The sequence below is a fragment of the Candidatus Halobonum tyrrellensis G22 genome (assembly GCF_000495475.1).
In the GTDB taxonomy this organism is placed as follows: domain Archaea; phylum Halobacteriota; class Halobacteria; order Halobacteriales; family Haloferacaceae; genus Halobonum; species Halobonum tyrrellense.
Genome location: NZ_ASGZ01000040.1, coordinates 1 through 17,221 on the forward strand (window position 1 = coordinate 1; position 17,221 = coordinate 17,221).

Below are 17,221 nucleotides of genomic sequence, written 5' to 3' on the forward strand. Positions count from 1 at the left end.
CCGGGCGCGACGAGCGCTCTCCGCGCTTCGCGAGCGGGCGCCCGACGCGACGCTGCTCGCGTGGGGCGAGCCGATGGGCGCCGCGGAGGCGCGGGCGGCGGGGTTCGACCCCGAGGTGCTCGGCGACCCCGCGGCCGGCGAGACCACCCGCGCGGACACGGCGGCGGCGGTCGAGGCGTTCGTCGACGCCGGGGTCGACCTGGTGCTGTTCGTCGGCGGCGACGGCACCGCCGCGGACGTCGCCGAGACCCTGGAGGGGAGCGGCGTGCCGATGCTCGGCGTGCCCGCGGGCGTGAAGGTGTACTCGTCGGTGTTCGCGGTCTCGCCCGAGGACGCCGCCGAGGTGGCCGCCCGGTTCGACCGGACCGAGCGCCGGGAGGTGATGGACATCGACGAGGACGACTACCGAGCGGGGGAGGTCCACCCCGAACTCCGCGCGGTCGCGTCGGTTCCCGTGGCCGACGAACTCCAGTCGTCGAAACAGCTCGGCGGCGGCACCGTCGAGTCGCTCGCGGAGGGGGTCGCCGCGGACGTGCGGTCGGACCCCGACCGGACGTGGGTGCTCGGTCCCGGCTCGACGGTGGGAGCGGTGAAGGCCGAACTCGGCTTCGAGGGGTCGCCCATCGGCGTCGACGTGTACAGGGGAGGGGAGGTGGTCGCGCTCGACGCCTCGGAGGCGGAGATACTCGACCACCTGGGCGAGGCGAACACCGTCGTGGTCTCCCCCATCGGCGGCCAGGGGTTCGTCTTCGGCCGGGGGAACCCACAGCTGTCGCCCGACGTGGTCCGGCGGTGTGACGTGGCGGTCGTCGCCTCGCGGGCCAAACTCGACGACCTGCGCGTCCTCCGGGTCGACACCGACGACCCCGAACTCGACGAGACGCTCCGCGGGTGGGTGAAGGTGCGCGTCGGCAAGTTCGAACGCCGGATGGTGAAGGTCGTCTGAGCCGCCCGAGTCGAACGCGCTGGAACACCTAGGATCGACCGGGCGATATGCGGGTGTGTATAATCACCGGGGGGACAAGGTTAAGGCTGTCCAAGGACACCCCCTCGGTATGGAGACTCGGAAGGTACAGCGGCTGGGACCGTCGACGTTGGCGATGACGCTCCCGGCGGAGTGGGCGAAAGAACAGAACGTCGAGAAGGGCGACGAGGTGTCCCTGCGGATGGGCGGGAAGGGGACGCTCACGGTGCTCCCCGAGTCGGCCAACACCGAGGACGTCGAGGCGACGCTCCAGGCCGACAACCTCGACGCGGACGCGCTCGAACGCGCGATCCTCGCCCAGTACGTGCTCGGGCGGCGCGTGATCAACATCACGACGAAGGAGGGGGCACTCGACTCCGACCACATCAACGCGGTGTACCGGGCCGAGACGCAGTTAATGGGGCTGGGCGTCATCGAGGAGACCCCCGAGAACATCGCCATCCGGTGTTCGGTCGACCCGGAGGACTTCACGCTCGACAACCTGCTCGGGCGGCTGGAGAACACCGGGAGTACGATGCGCGGCGAGGCGGTGAAGGCGCTCGCGCACGGCAACCCGGACCTCGCACAGCGGGCGCTCAACCGCGAGCGGCAGGCGAACAAGATATTCGTCCTCCTCCTGCGGCTGATCTTCACGGCCTACCAGAACCCCAACCTCGCGCGGGCGGTGGGGCTCGACTCCGGCTTCCCGCTGATCGGCTACCGCTCGGTGGCGAAGAACCTCGAACTCATCGCGGACAACGCCGAGGACATCGCGGAGATCGCGATGGACGCCGACGAGCACACCCTCGACGTCGACTCGTCGACGATGCGGCGGATCCGCGAGTTCACCGACCAGGTCGACGAGATCACCGTGATGGGGGTCCAGGCCGTGGTCGAACGCGACTACGCGCTCACCATCGAGTGCCGGTACCTCTTCCGGGAACTGAAGGACCGCGAGGACGACATCCTCGCCGACCTCCCCGAGATGGACAACGAGCAACTGCTCCGCGTGCGGGAGGTGCTCGTCAGCCTCCAGGAGACCGCCCAGTACGCCATGCGGACCGCCGAGATCGCGGCCAACCTCGCGCTCAACGAGGAGAACGAGTACGTCACGATCAAGTAGCCCGCCCGACGAACCGGACGAATCCGACTCCCTCCCACCGCCGTGTCACGCCGTTCGGTCCGCCCTCCCCTCCTCCCGGTCGTTCGACTTCTCCGCGCGCAACGGGTTCCGCCGCGCGATCGAACAGTCGAACGCGGGGTGTTCCGCGAAGTGCCGGATCAGCATGTGCCGGCGCGAGCCGGTGAGACCCGTCCGACCGACGTCCTCGGCGGCGAACGACGCCGGCAGGCGGTCGTACAGCCTGCGCACCTCGTCGAACGAGGCGAACACCTTGGCGTTGCCCGCCGAGTCGGCCGCCTTCCGGGAGACGACGTAGCTGCCGTCGGCGCGGTACTCGCCGGCGGTCCGGAAGAACTCGCGCCGTTCGGTCAGCGCGTCGCCCAGGGCGGTCTGGAGGTCGGCGGCGGCCGCGCGGCTCAACTCGTGGGTGTCGCCGTCGACGTCGATCAGGATCGCGTCGTCGTCCGTCGACACGGAGACGTTACGGTCGGAGAACTCGATCAGGAGCGGGGGTACTCCGGGACATACCGGTCGATCTATCCCCGCCGGTAAAGCGCTGTCGGCGGCGGGACGGTGCGGCCGTCGGTCGGCGCGGCCGGTGGGTCGACCGCGTCGACGAGGAATACGCGGGGGTTCCGGGGCGGAGAGCGGGCCGGCCGAACCCTCGGGGTCGCCGGGTCGGGTCGCCCGGACTCAACAAGGCTAAGTGTGCGCCGGTGAAGCGTCGGATATGGCAACCGAGACCGCCGAGAGCGACATGGCAGCCGGCCTCGCGATCGCGTTGAGCGCCGGCGTGCTCGTGGGCGCGGGGTTCATGCTGGTCGGCGCGACCCAGTCCGTCAAGGCGTGGGGGTTCGCGCTCGCGATGCTTACGGCGGCGCTGGCGGTCGTCGCGGTCCAGGCGTTCGACCGCTGACCCCGGGCCGGCGCCCGACCGGCGGGTCGACCGCGCCGGCTCGCGCGTAAAGCGTTAAGCCGTCGCGCGCCCTACGTGGGACCAACGAGCGATGACGGACTACACCGACGAGGAGAGGCGCATCCTCTCGTACCTCCGCGACAGCGTCTCCCGCGGCGAGGAGTACTTTCGGGCGAAGAACATCGCCGAGGCCATCGGTCTCTCCGCGAAGCAGGTCGGCTCCCGGCTCCCGCAACTCTCCGAGAAGTCCGACGAGGTGGACATCGAGAAGTGGGGCCGCGCCCGGTCGACGACGTGGCGCGTCGAACTCTCCTGACCGGGGCGTCGACGCAACCGTCGGCTTTTTCGCGTTCGGCCCGTACCCCGAGACGGTCCGCTACACATGACAGTGCGCGTGAGCAGGGAGTTCGTCTTCGACGCACCGCCGGAGGAGATCTGGGCGTTCATCTCCGACCCCGCAAAGCGTGCGGACGCCATCAGCGTGGTCGACGACTACGACCTCCACGGCGAGAACCGCGCCACCTGGCACGTCCGGCTGCCGATCCCGGTCGTCCGGTCGACCATCTCGGTCGAGACCGAAGACGTCGAGCGCGACCCGCCGCGGTTCGTGAAGTTCACCGGCAAGTCGCGGGCGTTTCGCGTGACGGGCGAACACACCATCGAGGAGACCGACGGGGGGACGCGGCTGGTCAACGAGTTCGTCGTCGAGGGCCGGCTCCCGGGCGTCGAGTCGTTCTTCGAACGCCAGTTCGAGGACGAACTCGCGAACCTCGAAGCCGCCATGCGCGCCGACATCGAGGGGGCGTGAATGCGGCTCGCGCTCGCACAACTGGCCATCGAGGAGGCGTCGCCGCGGACGAACACCGAACGCGCACTCGACGCCGTCGAGGCGGCGGCCGACCGCGGCGCGGACCTGCTCGCGCTCCCGGAACTGTGGAACGTCGGCTACTTCGCGTTCGAGGCGTACGCCCGCGAGGCCGAACCGCTGACCGGACCGACGCTGTCGGAACTCGCCGACGCCGCCGCCGACCGCGACCTGGCGCTGCTGGCGGGGAGCGTCGTCGAGGACCTCGCCGCCTCCGCGGAGGCGGGGCTGGCGACCCCCGCCGACGAGGGGCTGGCCAACACCGCGGTGCTGTTCGACGCCGACGGCGACCGCCGCGCGGTGTACCGCAAACACCACCTGTTCGGCTACGAGTCGGCGGAGGTGCGCCTGCTCACGCCCGGCGAGGCGCTCCCGGTGGTCGAGGTGGCGGGGTTCGACGTCGGCGTGACCACCTGCTACGACCTCCGCTTCCCCGAGCAGTTCCGGGCGCTCACCGACCGGGGGGCGACGCTCCTCCTCGTCCCGAGCGCGTGGCCGTACCCGCGGGTCGAACACTGGCGGACGCTCGCGCGGGCGCGCGCCATCGAGAACCTGACGTACCTCGGCGCGGTCAACGGCACCGGCGCGTTCGACGACGCGGAACTGCTGGGCCGCTCGGCGGTGTACGACCCGTGGGGGACCACGCTCGCGTCGGCGGGCGACGAGCCGGCGCTCGTGACCGCGGACCTCGACCCCGCGCGCGTGGAGGAGGTTCGCGAGGAGTTCCCGGCGCTCGCCGACCGACGGGAGTGAGAAGCGAAACGGGGCTGGGTCGACGGTCGCGGGCGGCGACCGTCGGAGCCGACGCCCCCTACTCGACGTAGTGGACGAACACGGTCCGACCGTCGCCGAGCGCCTGACACAGCCGTTCGCGTACGTCCGGCGCGACGTCGACGTGCGCGAGCGGCGTCTCCTCGACCGCGAGGAGGCGTCCGACCACGTCCCCGGAGACGGACAGCGCGTCGCCGGGGTCGCCGAGTCGTTCGGTACGGACGTATCGCCGCGGTTCGTCGAGGAGGCCCGAAGCACCACCGAGGAGTGCTTCGCCCCGGACGTTGGCCATGGTTCCCCATCTCACTCGGGGACAATAGCGCTTGTGACCCGCGCCGACCCGTCCCGACGCCGGAGGGTTTATACCGCGGACGGTCCAAGCGTCTGATGCCGACGGCTCGACGCTTTTCTCGTCGAGGGTCGGCGAAACAAGCCAACTCCGCCGCGCCACTCCGCTCCACCCACGGCGTACCGCGATTCCGGGGTCCATCGCGGGACGCTACCCGCCGCCACCTTCGCCTTCGCCTTCCGACGCTCGAGCGACGGCCGCGCCGCCGCCTCGACGCCGACCGAGTACCGGAATCAGTCTCGAAAATCGGGAGCGAACACTCAAGAGTCGCCCACCCCCCGAAGCGAACGCCGCGGCCGACCCACGCGCCACGCGCCGCCCCCGACCGGGCGGCCGGGCGCGACGGGGTTCGCCCCAGCGGACCCCGTCGCGCCGGGACCCCTCCGGGTCCGACGCCGGGTTCGGGTCGCGGGCCGCGGATGTTCCGCGGCACGCGCGGGCGCCGACGCGACCCGGTGACGGCCTCACCGCCCATCCACCGGGTCCCGACGGCCGGGTACCGCTCCCGCTCCCACTCCCGGTCCCGGCCGTCGCGTCGGCCCCGCGCGCCAGTACACCGACCAGTCACACGCGACCCGCCACGCTCCGGGTTCGGACGCCACTCCCACGACCAGTTCGGAAGCGCGACCGGGCACGACTCGCGGTTGTTCGGCCCGTCGCGACTCGGTTCGACTCGATCCCCGACGGGTCGAGTCGAACTACCGTCCGAGGAACGACGCGCCCGCCGCCCGGTCGAACGCCGGGAGCGCGGGCGCGCGGGCGACCGACGACGGGTCCGCGGGGCCGCGAGGGCGCCGCGGGCGTCGGCTCACTCCTCCTCGCGGGTCTTGATGTCCGCCGACAGCCCCTGCGCCATCTGGATGTCCTTGGAGTTGTTGAGCGTCCACGCGGTTCGCTCGGTCACCGCCTCGATCACCTCGCGGGCGCTGGGGTAGCCGTTGCCCGACTTCTTGACGCCGCCGAACGGCAGGTGGACCTCCGCGCCGATACACGGCAGGTTGCCGTACGAGAGTCCGACCTCCGCGTGGTCGCGGTAGTAGTTGATCTGCCGGTAGTCCTCGGAGATGACCGCGCCCGCCAGCCCGTAGTCGGTGTCGTTGTGGATCTCGACCGCGTCCTCGATGTCGCCCGAGTACTCCAGGAGGGCGACGTGCGGGCCGAACACCTCCTCGTGGGTACAGCGCAGGTCGGCCTCCGCGTCGGCCTCGTAGACGAACGGGCCGACCCAGTGGCCGCCCTCGTGGCCGTCGGGGATCTCGTCGTCGCCGAGGTCGGTCCGGTCGACCAACACGTTCACGCCCTCGTCTTCGGCCAACTGGTTGTAGCTGCGCACCTTCTCGACGTGGTCCGCCTCGATCAGCGGTCCCATGAACGTGTCCTCCTCCAGCGGGTCGCCGACCGCCACGTTCTCGGCCACCTCGACGAACCGATCTTTGAACTCGTCGTACACGTCCTCGTGGACGATCAGCCGCTCGGAGGAGACGCAGCGCTGGCCCGTCGTCTTGAAACTCGACATCACCGCCGAGTGGACCGCGGTGTCCATGTCCGCCGCCTCGGTGACCACGATGGCGTTCTTCCCGCCCATCTCGCACGCCGCGAGTTTGCCGGGTTCGCCGCCCACCTTCGATGCGATCTGTTGGCCCACCTCGGCGCTCCCCGTAAACAGGACCGTGTCGGTCCGGTCGTCCTCGACGATGGCGTTACCCGCGTCGCCGAACCCCTGAACCATGTTGAACACGCCGTCGGGGATGTCCGCCTCCTCGAACATCTCGGCGATGATCTGCCCGCACCACGGGGTCTGTTCGGCGGGCTTCCAGACGACGGTGTTCCCCTCGACCAGCGAGACCGCCATGTGCCAGAAGGGGATGGCGACGGGGAAGTTCCACGGCGTGACACAGCCGACGACGCCCCGGGGCTTCCGCCGCATGTACGCGTCCTTCGACGGGATCTCCGAGGGGACCACGTCGCCCTTCGGGTGGCGGGCGTCGCCCGCGGCCCACTCGACCATGTGCCACGCCTCGGTCACGTCGGCCTTCCCCTCGGATATCTCCTTGCCGCACTCCTTGGTGACGACTTCGCCCAGTTCCTCGTGACGCTCCTTGAGTTCGTGGTAGATGTCCCAGAGGTACTCCGCGCGGTCGATGTGCGAGAGTTCGCGCCACTCGTCGAACGCGTCCTCGGCCGCCGCGAGGGCGGCGTCGACGTCCGCCTCCGTCCCGCGCCGGAACGTCCCGAGCGACTCGCCGGTCGCGGGGTTCTCGCTGTCGAACGTTTCGGTCCCCTCGCCGTCGGTCCACTCGCCGTCGATGTACTGCGCGTACGGCTGGTCTGCCTGGTCGCTCATCTGTCGGCTCTTTCGCGAGTGAGGTGAAAAATACACAGGTCACCCGCGTGCGTGCCGTCCAGCGTGTTGTGACCGTCCGGCGGGTCGGACGCCGACGGCTGCAACCTTCGACCCGGACAGTCGGCGGGCCGAGCGGTCGTCCCATCGGCCGCCCAGCGGGGACGGAGGCGGGAGCCCTCCGGGTCCGTCACACCCTAGTTTGAGGTGATTCATACTCCGAATATTGGAAGTATGAGCAGTCTAGAGCCGATATAGGGCCGAGCGTCAGGGTTAATTACTCTCCCGCCCGCTGACAGACGTGATTAGCCGTGAACGACCGTAACACCGGAAGATCCGAGGAGAACGGGGGACTGACCCGACGGGACGCGCTGACCGCCGCGGGCGCCGCCGGCGCTGTCGCGCTCGCGGGGTGCGTGAGCACGACGGACGGCGACGGGTCGTCGCCCACGGCCGAGGCGTCCACGGGGGCGGACTCGGACGGGTCTCCCGACACCGACACCGCGACCGAGGGCGGCGACTCGGAGTCGTCGGGGCCGTACTCGGTCGGGGTCGTCAACTCGCTCACGGGGTCGCTCTCGGCGTTCGGCCAGCGGAACGAGCGGGGGATGGAACTCGCGCTCGCCGACGTGAACGCGGTCGGGATCGACGGCCGCGACCTCGCGCTGATCGCGGAGGACTCCGAGAGCCAGGCGCAGTCGGGCGTCTCCGCCGCCCAGAAGCTGGTGAACCAGGACGGCGTCCCGTTCCTGATCGGCGCGGTGGGGTCGGGCGTCTCGCTCGCCATCTACGAGAGCGTGGTCCAGGGCACCGACGTGGTCCAACTAAGCCAGAACTCGACCAGTCCCGACCTGACCGAGTTCCCCGGCCTCCTCCGGATGTCGCCCACCGGCCGCGCCCAGTCGAGCGCGCTCGCCGACATCGTCGCCGAGGACGGTCACGACTCGGTCGCGCTCACCTACATCAACAACGAGTACGGCCAGGGGATCGCCGACGCGTTCGTCGACGCCTACGAGGGGGAGATCGCGTACGACAGCTCCCACGACCAGGGGCAGTCGTCGTACGCGAGCGTGGTCTCGGAACTCGCGAGCGCCGACGCGCCCGCGTGGGTGTTCGTCACCTACCAGCCCGAGTTCACCACGATGGCCCAGGAGGCGTACTCCAGCGGCTACGAGGCGCAGTTCTACGGCGCCGACTCCGTGCAGGGGTCGGACGTCCTCTCGAACACCCCCGAGGGGAGCCTCGAGGGGATGAAGGTGGTCGTCCCCTCCGCGGCGGTCGACCAGGAGAACTACCAGTCGTTCGCGTCGGCGTTCGAGGAGTCGTACGGCGAGACGCCCACCGCGTGGTCGGCGTACATGTACGACTGCGTCGTGACGGCGGCGCTGTCGATACACGCGGCCGACGAGTTCACCGGCGCGGCGCTCCAAGAGACCGTCCGCGACGTCACTCGCCCGGAGGGCGAGCAGGTGGGGACGTTCGAGGCCGCGAGCGCGATCCTCGCCGACGGCGGGACCGCCGCCGACGTCGACTACCAGGGCGTCAGCGGCCCCATCGACTTCGACGAGAACGGCGACCCGGTGGGCTACCTCCAGATATACACGGTCGAGGACCACGAGTACGTCTCCTCGGGCTTCGTCGCCGGGGAGTGAGGACGTGCCCGTCCTCGAGTACCTCGCGAACGGGCTGGTGTTCAGCAGCATCATCGTCCTCGCGAGCATCGGCCTGTCGCTGGTGTACAGCATCGCCGACTTCGCCAACTTCGCGCACGGCGACACCATGACCGTCGGGGCGTACGCCGCCCTCGCCACGTTCGGCGTCGTCGGCGGGTTGGGTGTGAGCGTGCTCGGTCTCCCCTTGGGGTTCTTCGTCGCGCTCGCGGTCGGCGTCGTGACCGCGGCGGTCGTCGCGGCCGCGACCCACAAACTCGTCTACGAGTCGCTCGACACCGACTCGATCGGCCTCCTGATCACGTCGATCGGGGTGGCGTTCGTCTACCGCGCGCTGGTCCAGATACGGTTCGGCTCCGACTTCACCGGGTTCGGCATCCAGGTGTTGCGTCCGATCGAGGCGCTCGTCCCCTACGGGGTGCGGGTGACCCAACACGACGTCGCGATCGTGGTGTCGGCCGCGCTGCTCGTCGGCGGGCTCCACCTCCTGCTCCAGCACACCGACCTCGGCCGGAAGATGCGCGCGACCGCCGACAACCCCGACCTCGCGCGGGTCAGCGGCATCCGGACCGCGCGGGTCAAGCTCTGGACGTGGCTGATCGGCGCGGGACTGGCGGGTGCGGGCGGCGTCTTCCTCGGGCTGTACAACCAGCTCTCGCCGCGGATGGGGTTCAACATCCTGCTCGTGGTGTTCGCCGCGGTGATCCTCGGCGGGATCGGCTCGGTGTACGGCGCGATGCTCGGCGGGTTCCTGATCGGGATGATAAACCAGCTCACCCCGCTGCTGTCGGACGTGGGGATCCCGATCGGGATCGAGTACGCCAACGCGGTCGCGTTCGTGATCATGGTGGCGGTGCTCCTCGTCCGGCCGAACGGCATTGCCGGGGAGGCGGCGACGTGAGCGCCACCCGGATGGACCTGGACCCGCGGGCGGCGTGGGCGGGGCTCACGCGCGCGGAGCGCGGGGTGGTGGGGTTCGTGGCCGCGCTGGCGGCGCTGTTGGTGTTCGGACTGCTCACCGGGGGGCTCGCGCCGACGTACTTCCTCTACCTCCTGGGACTGGTCGGGATGTACGTCCTGCTGTCGTTCGGGCTGAACGCCCAGTGGGGGTACACCGGACTGATCAACTTCAGCGTCGCCGCGTTCTTCGGTCTCGGCGCGTACGGCACCGCGCTGTTGACCGCGGACTCGTCGCCGATCGCCGGCGGGTTCAACCCGCTGGTGGGGCTCGTGGTCGGGCTGGCGCTCGCGGCGGTCGTCGCCGTGGTGATCGGGGTGCCGACGCTCCGCCTCCGGGCGGACTACCTCGCGATCGCGTCGCTGGGGCTCGCGGAGGTGGTTCGGCTGATCGTGTTGAACCAGCGCGAGTGGACCAACGGGAGCGCGGGACTCCGGGGTCTCCCCGGCTTCTTCGAGGGGTGGCCCGTGCTCGCGACGTTCCCCGAGGCGATGCCCGGTCTCCGGATCGCGGTCCCGTTCGGCGCCACGATCCTCCTGGAGACGCCGTTCTGGCAGGCGCTGCTCAACGTGGGGCTGGTTGGCGTGTTCGTCGGCGCGAGCTACCTGCTGTTGGGGCGCGTCCACCGCTCGCCGTGGGGGCGCGTGCTGCGGACGATCCGCGCCGACGAGGACCTCGCGGAGGCGCTCGGCAAGGACACGTACGCGTTCAAGATGCAGTCGTTCGTCCTCGGGAGCGTCATCATGGCGCTCGCGGGCGTGTTCTACGCCCACCTCAACCTGTTCGTCAGCCCGGGCGACTTCGAGCCGATCAACACGTTCTACGTCTGGATCGCGGTGATCCTCGGCGGGAGCGGGTCGAACCGCGGCGCGATGTTCGGCGGGTTCGTCGTGATCGCGATCCGGGAGGGGACGCGGTTTCTCAACGGCGCGGGGTTCGTGCCGCTCGACGTGGCGCCGCTCCGCCTCCTCGTGATCGGGCTGTTGATCGTCGCCGTGATGCGGTTCCGCCCGCAGGGCGTCCTGCCGCCCCAGCGGGAACTCATCTGGCCCGGCGCGCTCGGCGACGCCGACGACGCCGGCACCCCGCGGTCGGCCGAGCGGGGTGACCCGCGTGAGTGACGGCGACGGCGGGACCGAACGCGCCGGCGGGTCGGCCGCCGGCGACCCGGTGCTCCGCGTCGAGGGGCTCCACAAGGCGTTCGGCGGTCTCGTCGCCACCGACGACGCCTCGTTCGCGGTCGAACGCGGCACGATCACCGGCCTGATCGGGCCGAACGGCGCGGGGAAGTCGACGCTGTTCAACCTGATCTCGGGCTTTTACGACCCCGACGACGGTCGGGTGTGGGTCGACGGGACGGACGTGACCGGCGCCGCACCCCACGACGTCGCCGCACACGGCCTGATACGGACGTTCCAGACCCCGCGGAAGCTCGAGGGGATGACCGTGCGCGAGGCGATGCTGGTCGGCCCCCAAGACCAGCCCGGCGAGTCGTTCCTCTCGCTGTTCACCTCACCGACCGCGGTGGCCGACGGCGAGCGGGCGAACCTCGCGGCCGCCGAGCGCATCCTCGAGGAGTTCGAGATCGGTCACCTCGCCGACCAGCCCGCGACCGACCTCTCGGGCGGGCAGACCAAACTCGTCGAACTCGCGCGCGCGATGCTCGCGGAGCCCGAACTCCTCTTGCTCGACGAACCCGTCGCGGGGGTCAACCCCACGCTCGCGAACGAACTCGCCGCGCAGATCCGCCGGCTCAACGACGCGGGGACGACGTTCCTCGTGATCGAACACGACATGGGGTTCCTGATGAGCCTCGCCGACCCGGTGGTCGTCCTCGACCAGGGGAGCGTCCTGATGGAGGGGCCGCCCGAGGCGGTCCGGTCGGACGAGCGCGTCGTCGACGCCTACCTCGGGGGTGGCGCGTGAGTCCGTCTCCGTCGTCCGACGCCGACCCCGACGCGGGGACCGACGCGCCGGTCGACCCGACCGGACCCGACACGGTGCTCGAACTCGACGGCGTCGACAGCGGCTACGGCGACGTGCAGGTGCTCGACGACCTCACGCTCCACCTCGACGCGAGCGAGATCGTCTGCCTGATCGGGCCGAACGGCGCGGGGAAGTCGACGGTGCTCAAGACGGTGTTCGGGCTGTTACAGCCGTGGTCTGGGGCGATCCGCTACCGCGGCGACGACATCGGCGGGATGGCCCCCGAGGACGTCGTGCGCAACGGCATCGGCTACGTCCCCCAGACCGACAACGTGTTCGGCTCGCTCACCGTCGAGGAGAACCTCCGGATGGGCGGGGTCGCGCGCGACGACGACCTCGACCCCGTGATCGACCGGCTCTACGAGCGGTTCCCCGTCGTCGACGAGAAGCGCGACGCGAAGGCGCGGACGCTCTCGGGCGGTCAGCGGCAGGTCCTCGCGTTCGCGCGCGCGCTGGTGATGGAGCCGGGCGTGCTCCTGATCGACGAGCCGTCGGCGGGGCTGGCGCCCAACACCGCGGCCGACGTGTTCGACGACGTGCGCGAGGTGAACGCGCTCGACACCGCGATCCTGATGGTCGAGCAGAACGCGACCGAGGGGCTCGCCATCTCCGACCGGGGGTACGTCCTCGACCAGGGGACCGTCCGGTTCACCGACGACGCCGACGCGTTGCTCGACGACGACCAGGTGTCGCGGCTCTACCTCGGCGGGTGAGCCAGTCGGGTCCCCGGCCGCCCGGCACCCATCTTCCCGTCTCCCCGTCTCCCCGGCGCCTCGGCTCGCCGGCGAGCGAGGGTCCCACGCCGTCACGACGCGGTAATCGTCCGGGTTCGACCCCGGTAGCATCCGCCGCCAGCCTCTTTGGCGCCAAGCCTCGTCGGTAGGGTATGGACGACCCCATCGACGCCGACGTGGACCTGCCCGACACCGCCGACGAGGCGGCGCTGCGGCGCGTGCGAACCGTCGCGCGGATCATGGACGAGGCGGTCAGCGTCCCGAAGACCGACGTCAAGATCGGTCTCGACCCCATCCTCGGGGTACTGCCGGGGGCGGGCGACCTGCTGTCGGCGACGGTGTCGCTGTACATCGTCGCCGAGGCGGCGTACCTCGGCGTGCCGCTGTCGACGGTCGTGAAGATGCTCGGCAACGTCGCCGTCGACGTCGGCATCGGCTCCATCCCCGTGGTCGGCGACCTCTTCGACGTGTTCTGGAAGGCGAACGCGTGGAACGTCGAACAGATCGAGGAGTTCCTCGACGACGCGGTGGTCGAGGCCGTCGACGGCGGCGACGACCGCGACGACGGCCCGGTCACCATCGACGTGACCGACCCCGAGTAACCGAGTACCGACCGAACGGCGCGACGCCGCCGGCCCGGACCGCTCAGACCGTACCGGAGGCGTCGCCGGCCGTGTCGTCGGCGACCCGGTGTTCTATCTCGCCTTTCAGCCCCGGCCCGTCGAAGTCGTGGTCCGGGCGGACGTTGACGAAGTCGAGGTACTCCCGTGCGCCGAGCAGGTCCTCGACCGGGTAGGCCGTCCGGGCGGCCGCGACGGCGTCGCGCGCGCCGATCAGCGGCGCGAGCGCGGCCAGCCCGCACGCCAGGTCGTACCGGCGGGCGGACTCGGAGGCGGGACCGGCGACGGGCGGGGGCGACCCGTCGGCCGCCTCGTCGCCGCGGACGCTCGTCGCGTCGATGAAGTAGAGGTCGTCGCCGAGCAACAGGACGTTCTCCGCGCGCAGGTCGCCGTGCGCCAGGCCGTTGTCGTGCATCGTCGCCAACCCCCGGAACAGGTCGGGCGCGAGTTCGCGCTCCCGGTCGGCGTCGAGTTCGTCCAGCGGGCGGAACTCGGGGAGGTACTCCAGTACGACGACCCCGAGTCCGTCGACTTCGAGCGCCTCGACGGGTTCCGGCGCGTTGACGCCGACCGCGCGCATCCGCTCGGTCGCGGCGAGTTCGTGTTCGGCCATCTCGTAGGGCGTCCCGAAATGTTCGAAGAACCCCTCCGTGCCCGCCGAGAACGCGCCGATGTTGCGGCCGGCGGTGAAGACGGCGTGGACCAGCGAGTTCTGCCGGGAGATCACCTTCACGAAGTACTCCTCGTCGAGGACGAACGGCGTCGAGAGCCAGTTGTCAGCGTCGAGAAACCGGACGTGCGCCGTCTCGTAGCCGTACCGAGCCGTCAACTCGCGGGCCACGGCCTCGAGGCGCGGCCACGACACCTGTCCCCGGACGAACTGGCGGAACTCCACGTCCGTGGCCTACGGTGTCGCGGACAATAACTCCCGTGGCGGGCCCCCGGCGGGTCGCCGTCCGCACTCCCGTTCGAGCCACGAGCGGTCGTGCCGACGGCGCTCCGGAGTCAGATACGCGACCGTCCGCTCGCTATGTGCCTGCTCCGCCGTCCGCCCGCTACGCGACCGCTTCGCCGTCCGCCCGCTACGCGACCGCTTCGCCGTCCGCCCGATACGCGACCCCTTCGCCGTCCGCCCGCTACGCGACCGTCCGCCGTCCGTCGGAGCGCCCCGGCGACCGGCCGGATTTATGCGGCCGGCGGCGAACACGACGCCGTGCCAACGGATCCCGTACACGAACGGCCGGTCGACCTGCTGTCGGACCTCGTCGGCTTCGACACCACGAACCCGCCGGGCGACGAGCGGGCGTGCGTCGAGTACGTCGAGGACCTGCTGACCGACGCCGGCCTGGAGACGGAGCGGCTCGCCGCCGACCCCGACCGGCCGAACCTGCTCGCGCGCCTCCCCGGGGGCGACGAGGCGCCGCCGCTGTTGTTGCAGGGACACGTCGACGTCGTCCCCACGGAGGGGCAGGCGTGGGAACACCCGCCCTTCTCCGGCGTCGTCGAGGACGGCTACGTCTGGGGGCGCGGGACGCTCGACATGAAGAGCGGCGTGGCGATGATGCTCTCGGCGGTGCTCCGGGCGGCCGCCGAGGGGCTCGAGCCCGCGGGCGACGTGCTCCTCCTGATCCTGGTCGACGAGGAGGCGGGCGGCGACCTCGGGGCGAAGTACGTGGTCGAGAACCACGCCGAGACGTTCGCGGACGTGGAGTACGCTATCGGCGAGTTCGGCGGGTTTCCCCTTCGGCTCGCGGGGTCGACGTTCTACCCGATTCAGGTGGCGGAGAAACAGGTCTGCTGGCTCCGCGCGACGTTCACGGGCGAGGGCGGGCACGCCTCCGACCCCCAGCGCGACGGCCCGATGCACGCGCTCGGGGAGGTGTTGACCCGGCTGACCGAGCGACGGCTCCCGGTTCGGGTGACGCCCGCCGCCGAGGCGTTCGTCGAAGCGCTCGCCGAGGAGGCCGACGGCGCGGAGGCCGACCGCCTGCGCGCGCTACTCGACCCCGAGCGGACCGACGAGACGCTCGACGCGATGGGCGAGGAGGCCGCCCGCCTCGACGCGATGCTCCACGACACCGCCAGCCCCACGGTGGTCGAGGGCGGGAGCAAGATCAACGTCCACCCGAGCGAGGTGACGCTCCGGGTCGACGGCCGCCTCCTCCCCGGCGTCACCCCCGACGAGTTCCTCGCCGAGGTTCGCGACGCCGTCGGCGACGTCGACGGCGTCGCCTTCGAGGTGGAGCGACACGACGAGTCCGGCTCCGAGGTCGACCTCGGCATGTTCGACCTGCTGGCGGACGTACTCGAACAGCAGGACCCCGAGGCGGTCCCCGCGCCGTACCTGCTGACCGCGGCGACCGACGCGCGCTTCTTCGACCGCCTCGGCGTCCAGACGTACGGGTTCACGCCGCTCGACTTACCCCCGGAGTTCGACTTCATGTCGCTCGCACACGCCGCGAACGAGCGGGTTCCCGTCGAGGCGGTGGAGTTCGGCGCCGACGCGACGTACCGGGTGCTCGAACGCTACGGGGAGTGACGCGGGAGTCGGACGGCACCGACGGTACGGGGCGCGCGGTCGGAGCGGACGGCGCGGGCGAAACGGACCGGCGGACGCGGGCCGCGGCGGTGCGATTAAACCCGCCCGACCCGAACGGTCGACGATGAACTTCGACCTGCCCGCCGAACACCGCATGGTGCGCGACCAGGTGCGGGAGTTCTGCGAGGCGGAGGTGGCGCCCCTCGCACAGGAGCTAGAGGACGACCACCGCTTCCCCGCGGAGCTGTTCGACCAGCTCGCGGAGTTGGACGTGATGGGCGTCCCCGTCGCCGAGGAGTACGGCGGGCTGGGCGGCGACCAGTTGATGTACGCGCTCGTGACGGAGGAACTCGGCCGGGTGTCGGGCGGGGTCGGGCTCTCGTACGCGGCGCACGTCTCGCTGGGGAGCAAGCCCATCGAGGCGTACGGTACGGACGACCAGAAGGAGGAGTGGCTCCGCCCGCTCGCGACGGGCGAGGGGATGGGCGCGTGGGCGCTCACGGAGCCCGGGTCGGGGTCGGACGCGTCGAACATGTCGACGACGGCGGAGCGCGACGGCGACGGCTGGCTGTTGAACGGGACGAAGCAGTTCATCACGAACGCGAACGTGGCGAACTCGGTGCTCGTGAAGGCCGTCACCGACCCCGACGCGGGCTACGGCGGGGTGTCGACGTTCATCGTCGACCCCGACGACGACGGGTTCGAGGTGACCACCGTCTGGGAGAAGATGGGGCTCAACTGCTCGCCCACCTGCGAGATACGGTTCGACGACCTGCACTTGCCCGCCGACCGCCTGCTGGGTGCCGAAGGCGAGGGGTGGACCCAGACGATGGAGACGCTCGACGGCGGCCGTATCTCCATCGCGGCGCTGTCGACGGGGCTCGCACAGGGCGCCTACGAGGCGGCGAAGGCGTACGCGGGCGAACGCGAGCAGTTCGGCCGGCCCATCGCCGAGTTCGACGCGATCCGCGACAAACTAGTCGACATGTACCGCAAGACCGAGCGGGCGCGGCTGCTCACCCACAAGGCGGCGACGCTGTACGACGCGGGCGAGTCGGTCACGCGGGCGTCGGCGCTGGCGAAACTCGACGCCAGCGAGGCGGCCCGCGAGGTGGCCGAGGACAGCGTCCAGGTGCTCGGCGGCTACGGCTACACCACCGACTTCGCCCCCCAGCGGTTCTACCGCGACGCGAAGCTGATGGAGATCGGCGAGGGGACCTCGGAGATCCAACACGTCGTGATCGCGGACCAGCTCGGCATCTGACCGCGACAGCCGTGGCCCGCGGCCCGAACTCCCCCGGCCCGAATCGCCCGCGGGCGCGGCGGCCGTCCGACCGTCGTCGAGCGCGAGTCCACCCGCCGTCGGACGCGCGCTCTCGCGACTG

At 70.9% G+C, this 17,221-nt stretch carries 18 protein-coding genes; 14 read left to right on the plus strand and 4 right to left on the minus strand.

Annotated elements, in window-relative coordinates; all coding sequences use genetic code 11:
• Both K933_RS11730 and K933_RS11735 read left to right on the plus strand, forming a co-directional pair.
• Window positions 1–946, plus strand: a 946-nt coding sequence (locus K933_RS11730; protein WP_023394947.1) for an ATP-NAD kinase family protein, incomplete at its 5' end; no start/stop codon positions are given.
• A 109-nt stretch (window positions 947–1,055) separates the two neighbouring features.
• Window positions 1,056–2,087 (plus strand): phosphate signaling complex PhoU family protein, encoded by a 1,032-nt coding sequence (locus tag K933_RS11735; RefSeq protein WP_023394948.1) that lies wholly within the window; start codon window positions 1,056–1,058, stop codon window positions 2,085–2,087.
• 45 nt (window positions 2,088–2,132) lie between these two features.
• Here K933_RS11735 and K933_RS11740 read toward each other — a convergent pair whose 3' ends face one another.
• Window positions 2,133–2,507 (minus strand): DUF7528 family protein, encoded by a 375-nt coding sequence (locus tag K933_RS11740; RefSeq protein ID WP_049947828.1) that lies wholly within the window; start codon window positions 2,505–2,507, stop codon window positions 2,133–2,135.
• Between the two features lie 310 nt (window positions 2,508–2,817).
• On the opposite strand from K933_RS11740, the gene K933_RS11745 reads away from it, so the two are divergent.
• From K933_RS11745 to K933_RS11760, 4 genes are all read left to right on the plus strand, one after another.
• Window positions 2,818–3,003 (plus strand): DUF7525 family protein, encoded by a 186-nt coding sequence (locus K933_RS11745; protein WP_023394950.1) that lies wholly within the window; start codon window positions 2,818–2,820, stop codon window positions 3,001–3,003.
• A 91-nt stretch (window positions 3,004–3,094) separates the two neighbouring features.
• Window positions 3,095–3,319, plus strand: a complete 225-nt coding sequence (locus K933_RS11750; RefSeq protein ID WP_023394951.1) for a DUF7123 family protein — start codon at window positions 3,095–3,097, stop codon at window positions 3,317–3,319.
• 66 nt (window positions 3,320–3,385) lie between these two features.
• Window positions 3,386–3,811, plus strand: a complete 426-nt coding sequence (locus tag K933_RS11755; protein WP_023394952.1) for a CoxG family protein — start codon at window positions 3,386–3,388, stop codon at window positions 3,809–3,811.
• The gene (locus tag K933_RS11760) at window positions 3,812–4,621 is read left to right on the plus strand and encodes a carbon-nitrogen family hydrolase (RefSeq protein ID WP_023394953.1); all 810 of its coding nucleotides are present in this window, start codon (window positions 3,812–3,814) and stop codon (window positions 4,619–4,621) included.
• A 58-nt stretch (window positions 4,622–4,679) separates the two neighbouring features.
• Here K933_RS11760 and K933_RS11765 read toward each other — a convergent pair whose 3' ends face one another.
• Window positions 4,680–4,931 (minus strand): hypothetical protein, encoded by a 252-nt coding sequence (locus K933_RS11765; RefSeq protein WP_023394954.1) that lies wholly within the window; start codon window positions 4,929–4,931, stop codon window positions 4,680–4,682.
• An 865-nt stretch (window positions 4,932–5,796) separates the two neighbouring features.
• Window positions 5,797–7,332, minus strand: a complete 1,536-nt coding sequence (locus tag K933_RS11770) for an aldehyde dehydrogenase family protein (RefSeq protein WP_023394955.1) — start codon at window positions 7,330–7,332, stop codon at window positions 5,797–5,799.
• Window positions 7,333–7,640: 308 nt separating this feature from the next.
• Here K933_RS11770 and K933_RS11775 point away from each other — a divergent pair, with 308 nt between their 5' ends.
• The 6 genes from K933_RS11775 to K933_RS11800 all read left to right on the plus strand — a co-directional run bounded on the left by K933_RS11775 (window position 7,641) and on the right by K933_RS11800 (window position 13,279).
• The gene (locus K933_RS11775; RefSeq protein ID WP_023394956.1) at window positions 7,641–8,981 is read left to right on the plus strand and encodes an ABC transporter substrate-binding protein; all 1,341 of its coding nucleotides are present in this window, start codon (window positions 7,641–7,643) and stop codon (window positions 8,979–8,981) included.
• Window positions 8,982–8,985: 4 nt separating this feature from the next.
• Window positions 8,986–9,900, plus strand: a complete 915-nt coding sequence (locus K933_RS11780) for a branched-chain amino acid ABC transporter permease (RefSeq protein WP_023394957.1) — start codon at window positions 8,986–8,988, stop codon at window positions 9,898–9,900.
• A gap of 11 nt (window positions 9,901–9,911) precedes the next feature.
• Window positions 9,912–11,078, plus strand: a complete 1,167-nt coding sequence (locus tag K933_RS11785; RefSeq protein ID WP_023394958.1) for a branched-chain amino acid ABC transporter permease — start codon at window positions 9,912–9,914, stop codon at window positions 11,076–11,078.
• Entirely contained in the window at window positions 11,071–11,883 is an 813-nt protein-coding gene (locus K933_RS11790; RefSeq protein WP_049947830.1) for an ABC transporter ATP-binding protein, read from the plus strand. Before K933_RS11785 ends, K933_RS11790 begins: the two co-directional genes overlap by 8 nt.
• A gap of 74 nt (window positions 11,884–11,957) precedes the next feature.
• Complete coding sequence (locus K933_RS11795; RefSeq protein WP_049947831.1) at window positions 11,958–12,656, plus strand: ABC transporter ATP-binding protein; 699 nt, start codon at window positions 11,958–11,960, stop codon at window positions 12,654–12,656.
• A 173-nt stretch (window positions 12,657–12,829) separates the two neighbouring features.
• A complete protein-coding gene (locus K933_RS11800; protein ID WP_023394961.1) occupies window positions 12,830–13,279 on the plus strand; it encodes a DUF4112 domain-containing protein in 450 nt (149 codons plus the stop codon).
• Window positions 13,280–13,322: 43 nt separating this feature from the next.
• Here the strand turns inward: K933_RS11800 and K933_RS11805 are convergent, their stop codons facing one another.
• The gene (locus K933_RS11805) at window positions 13,323–14,192 is read right to left on the minus strand and encodes an RIO1 family regulatory kinase/ATPase domain-containing protein (protein ID WP_023394962.1); all 870 of its coding nucleotides are present in this window, start codon (window positions 14,190–14,192) and stop codon (window positions 13,323–13,325) included.
• Window positions 14,193–14,510: 318 nt separating this feature from the next.
• Here K933_RS11805 and K933_RS11810 point away from each other — a divergent pair, with 318 nt between their 5' ends.
• The gene (locus K933_RS11810; protein ID WP_023394963.1) at window positions 14,511–15,836 is read left to right on the plus strand and encodes a M20/M25/M40 family metallo-hydrolase; all 1,326 of its coding nucleotides are present in this window, start codon (window positions 14,511–14,513) and stop codon (window positions 15,834–15,836) included.
• 124 nt (window positions 15,837–15,960) lie between these two features.
• Complete coding sequence (locus K933_RS11815) at window positions 15,961–17,100, plus strand: acyl-CoA dehydrogenase family protein (RefSeq protein WP_023394964.1); 1,140 nt, start codon at window positions 15,961–15,963, stop codon at window positions 17,098–17,100.
• The last annotated feature ends 121 nt before the right edge of the window (window positions 17,101–17,221 follow it).

Coding starts and splice junctions, on each gene's coding strand:
- K933_RS11735 (WP_023394948.1), top strand. CDS start 1,056: ATGGAGACTCGGAAGGTACAGCGGCTGGGACCGTCGACGTTGGCGATG.
- K933_RS11745 (WP_023394950.1), top strand. CDS start 2,818: ATGGCAACCGAGACCGCCGAGAGCGACATGGCAGCCGGCCTCGCGATC.
- K933_RS11750 (WP_023394951.1), top strand. CDS start 3,095: ATGACGGACTACACCGACGAGGAGAGGCGCATCCTCTCGTACCTCCGC.
- K933_RS11755 (WP_023394952.1), top strand. CDS start 3,386: ATGACAGTGCGCGTGAGCAGGGAGTTCGTCTTCGACGCACCGCCGGAG.
- K933_RS11760 (WP_023394953.1), top strand. CDS start 3,812: ATGCGGCTCGCGCTCGCACAACTGGCCATCGAGGAGGCGTCGCCGCGG.
- K933_RS11765 (WP_023394954.1), bottom strand. CDS start 4,931: ATGGCCAACGTCCGGGGCGAAGCACTCCTCGGTGGTGCTTCGGGCCTC.
- K933_RS11770 (WP_023394955.1), bottom strand. CDS start 7,332: ATGAGCGACCAGGCAGACCAGCCGTACGCGCAGTACATCGACGGCGAG.
- K933_RS11785 (WP_023394958.1), top strand. CDS start 9,912: ATGGACCTGGACCCGCGGGCGGCGTGGGCGGGGCTCACGCGCGCGGAG.
- K933_RS11800 (WP_023394961.1), top strand. CDS start 12,830: ATGGACGACCCCATCGACGCCGACGTGGACCTGCCCGACACCGCCGAC.
- K933_RS11815 (WP_023394964.1), top strand. CDS start 15,961: ATGAACTTCGACCTGCCCGCCGAACACCGCATGGTGCGCGACCAGGTG.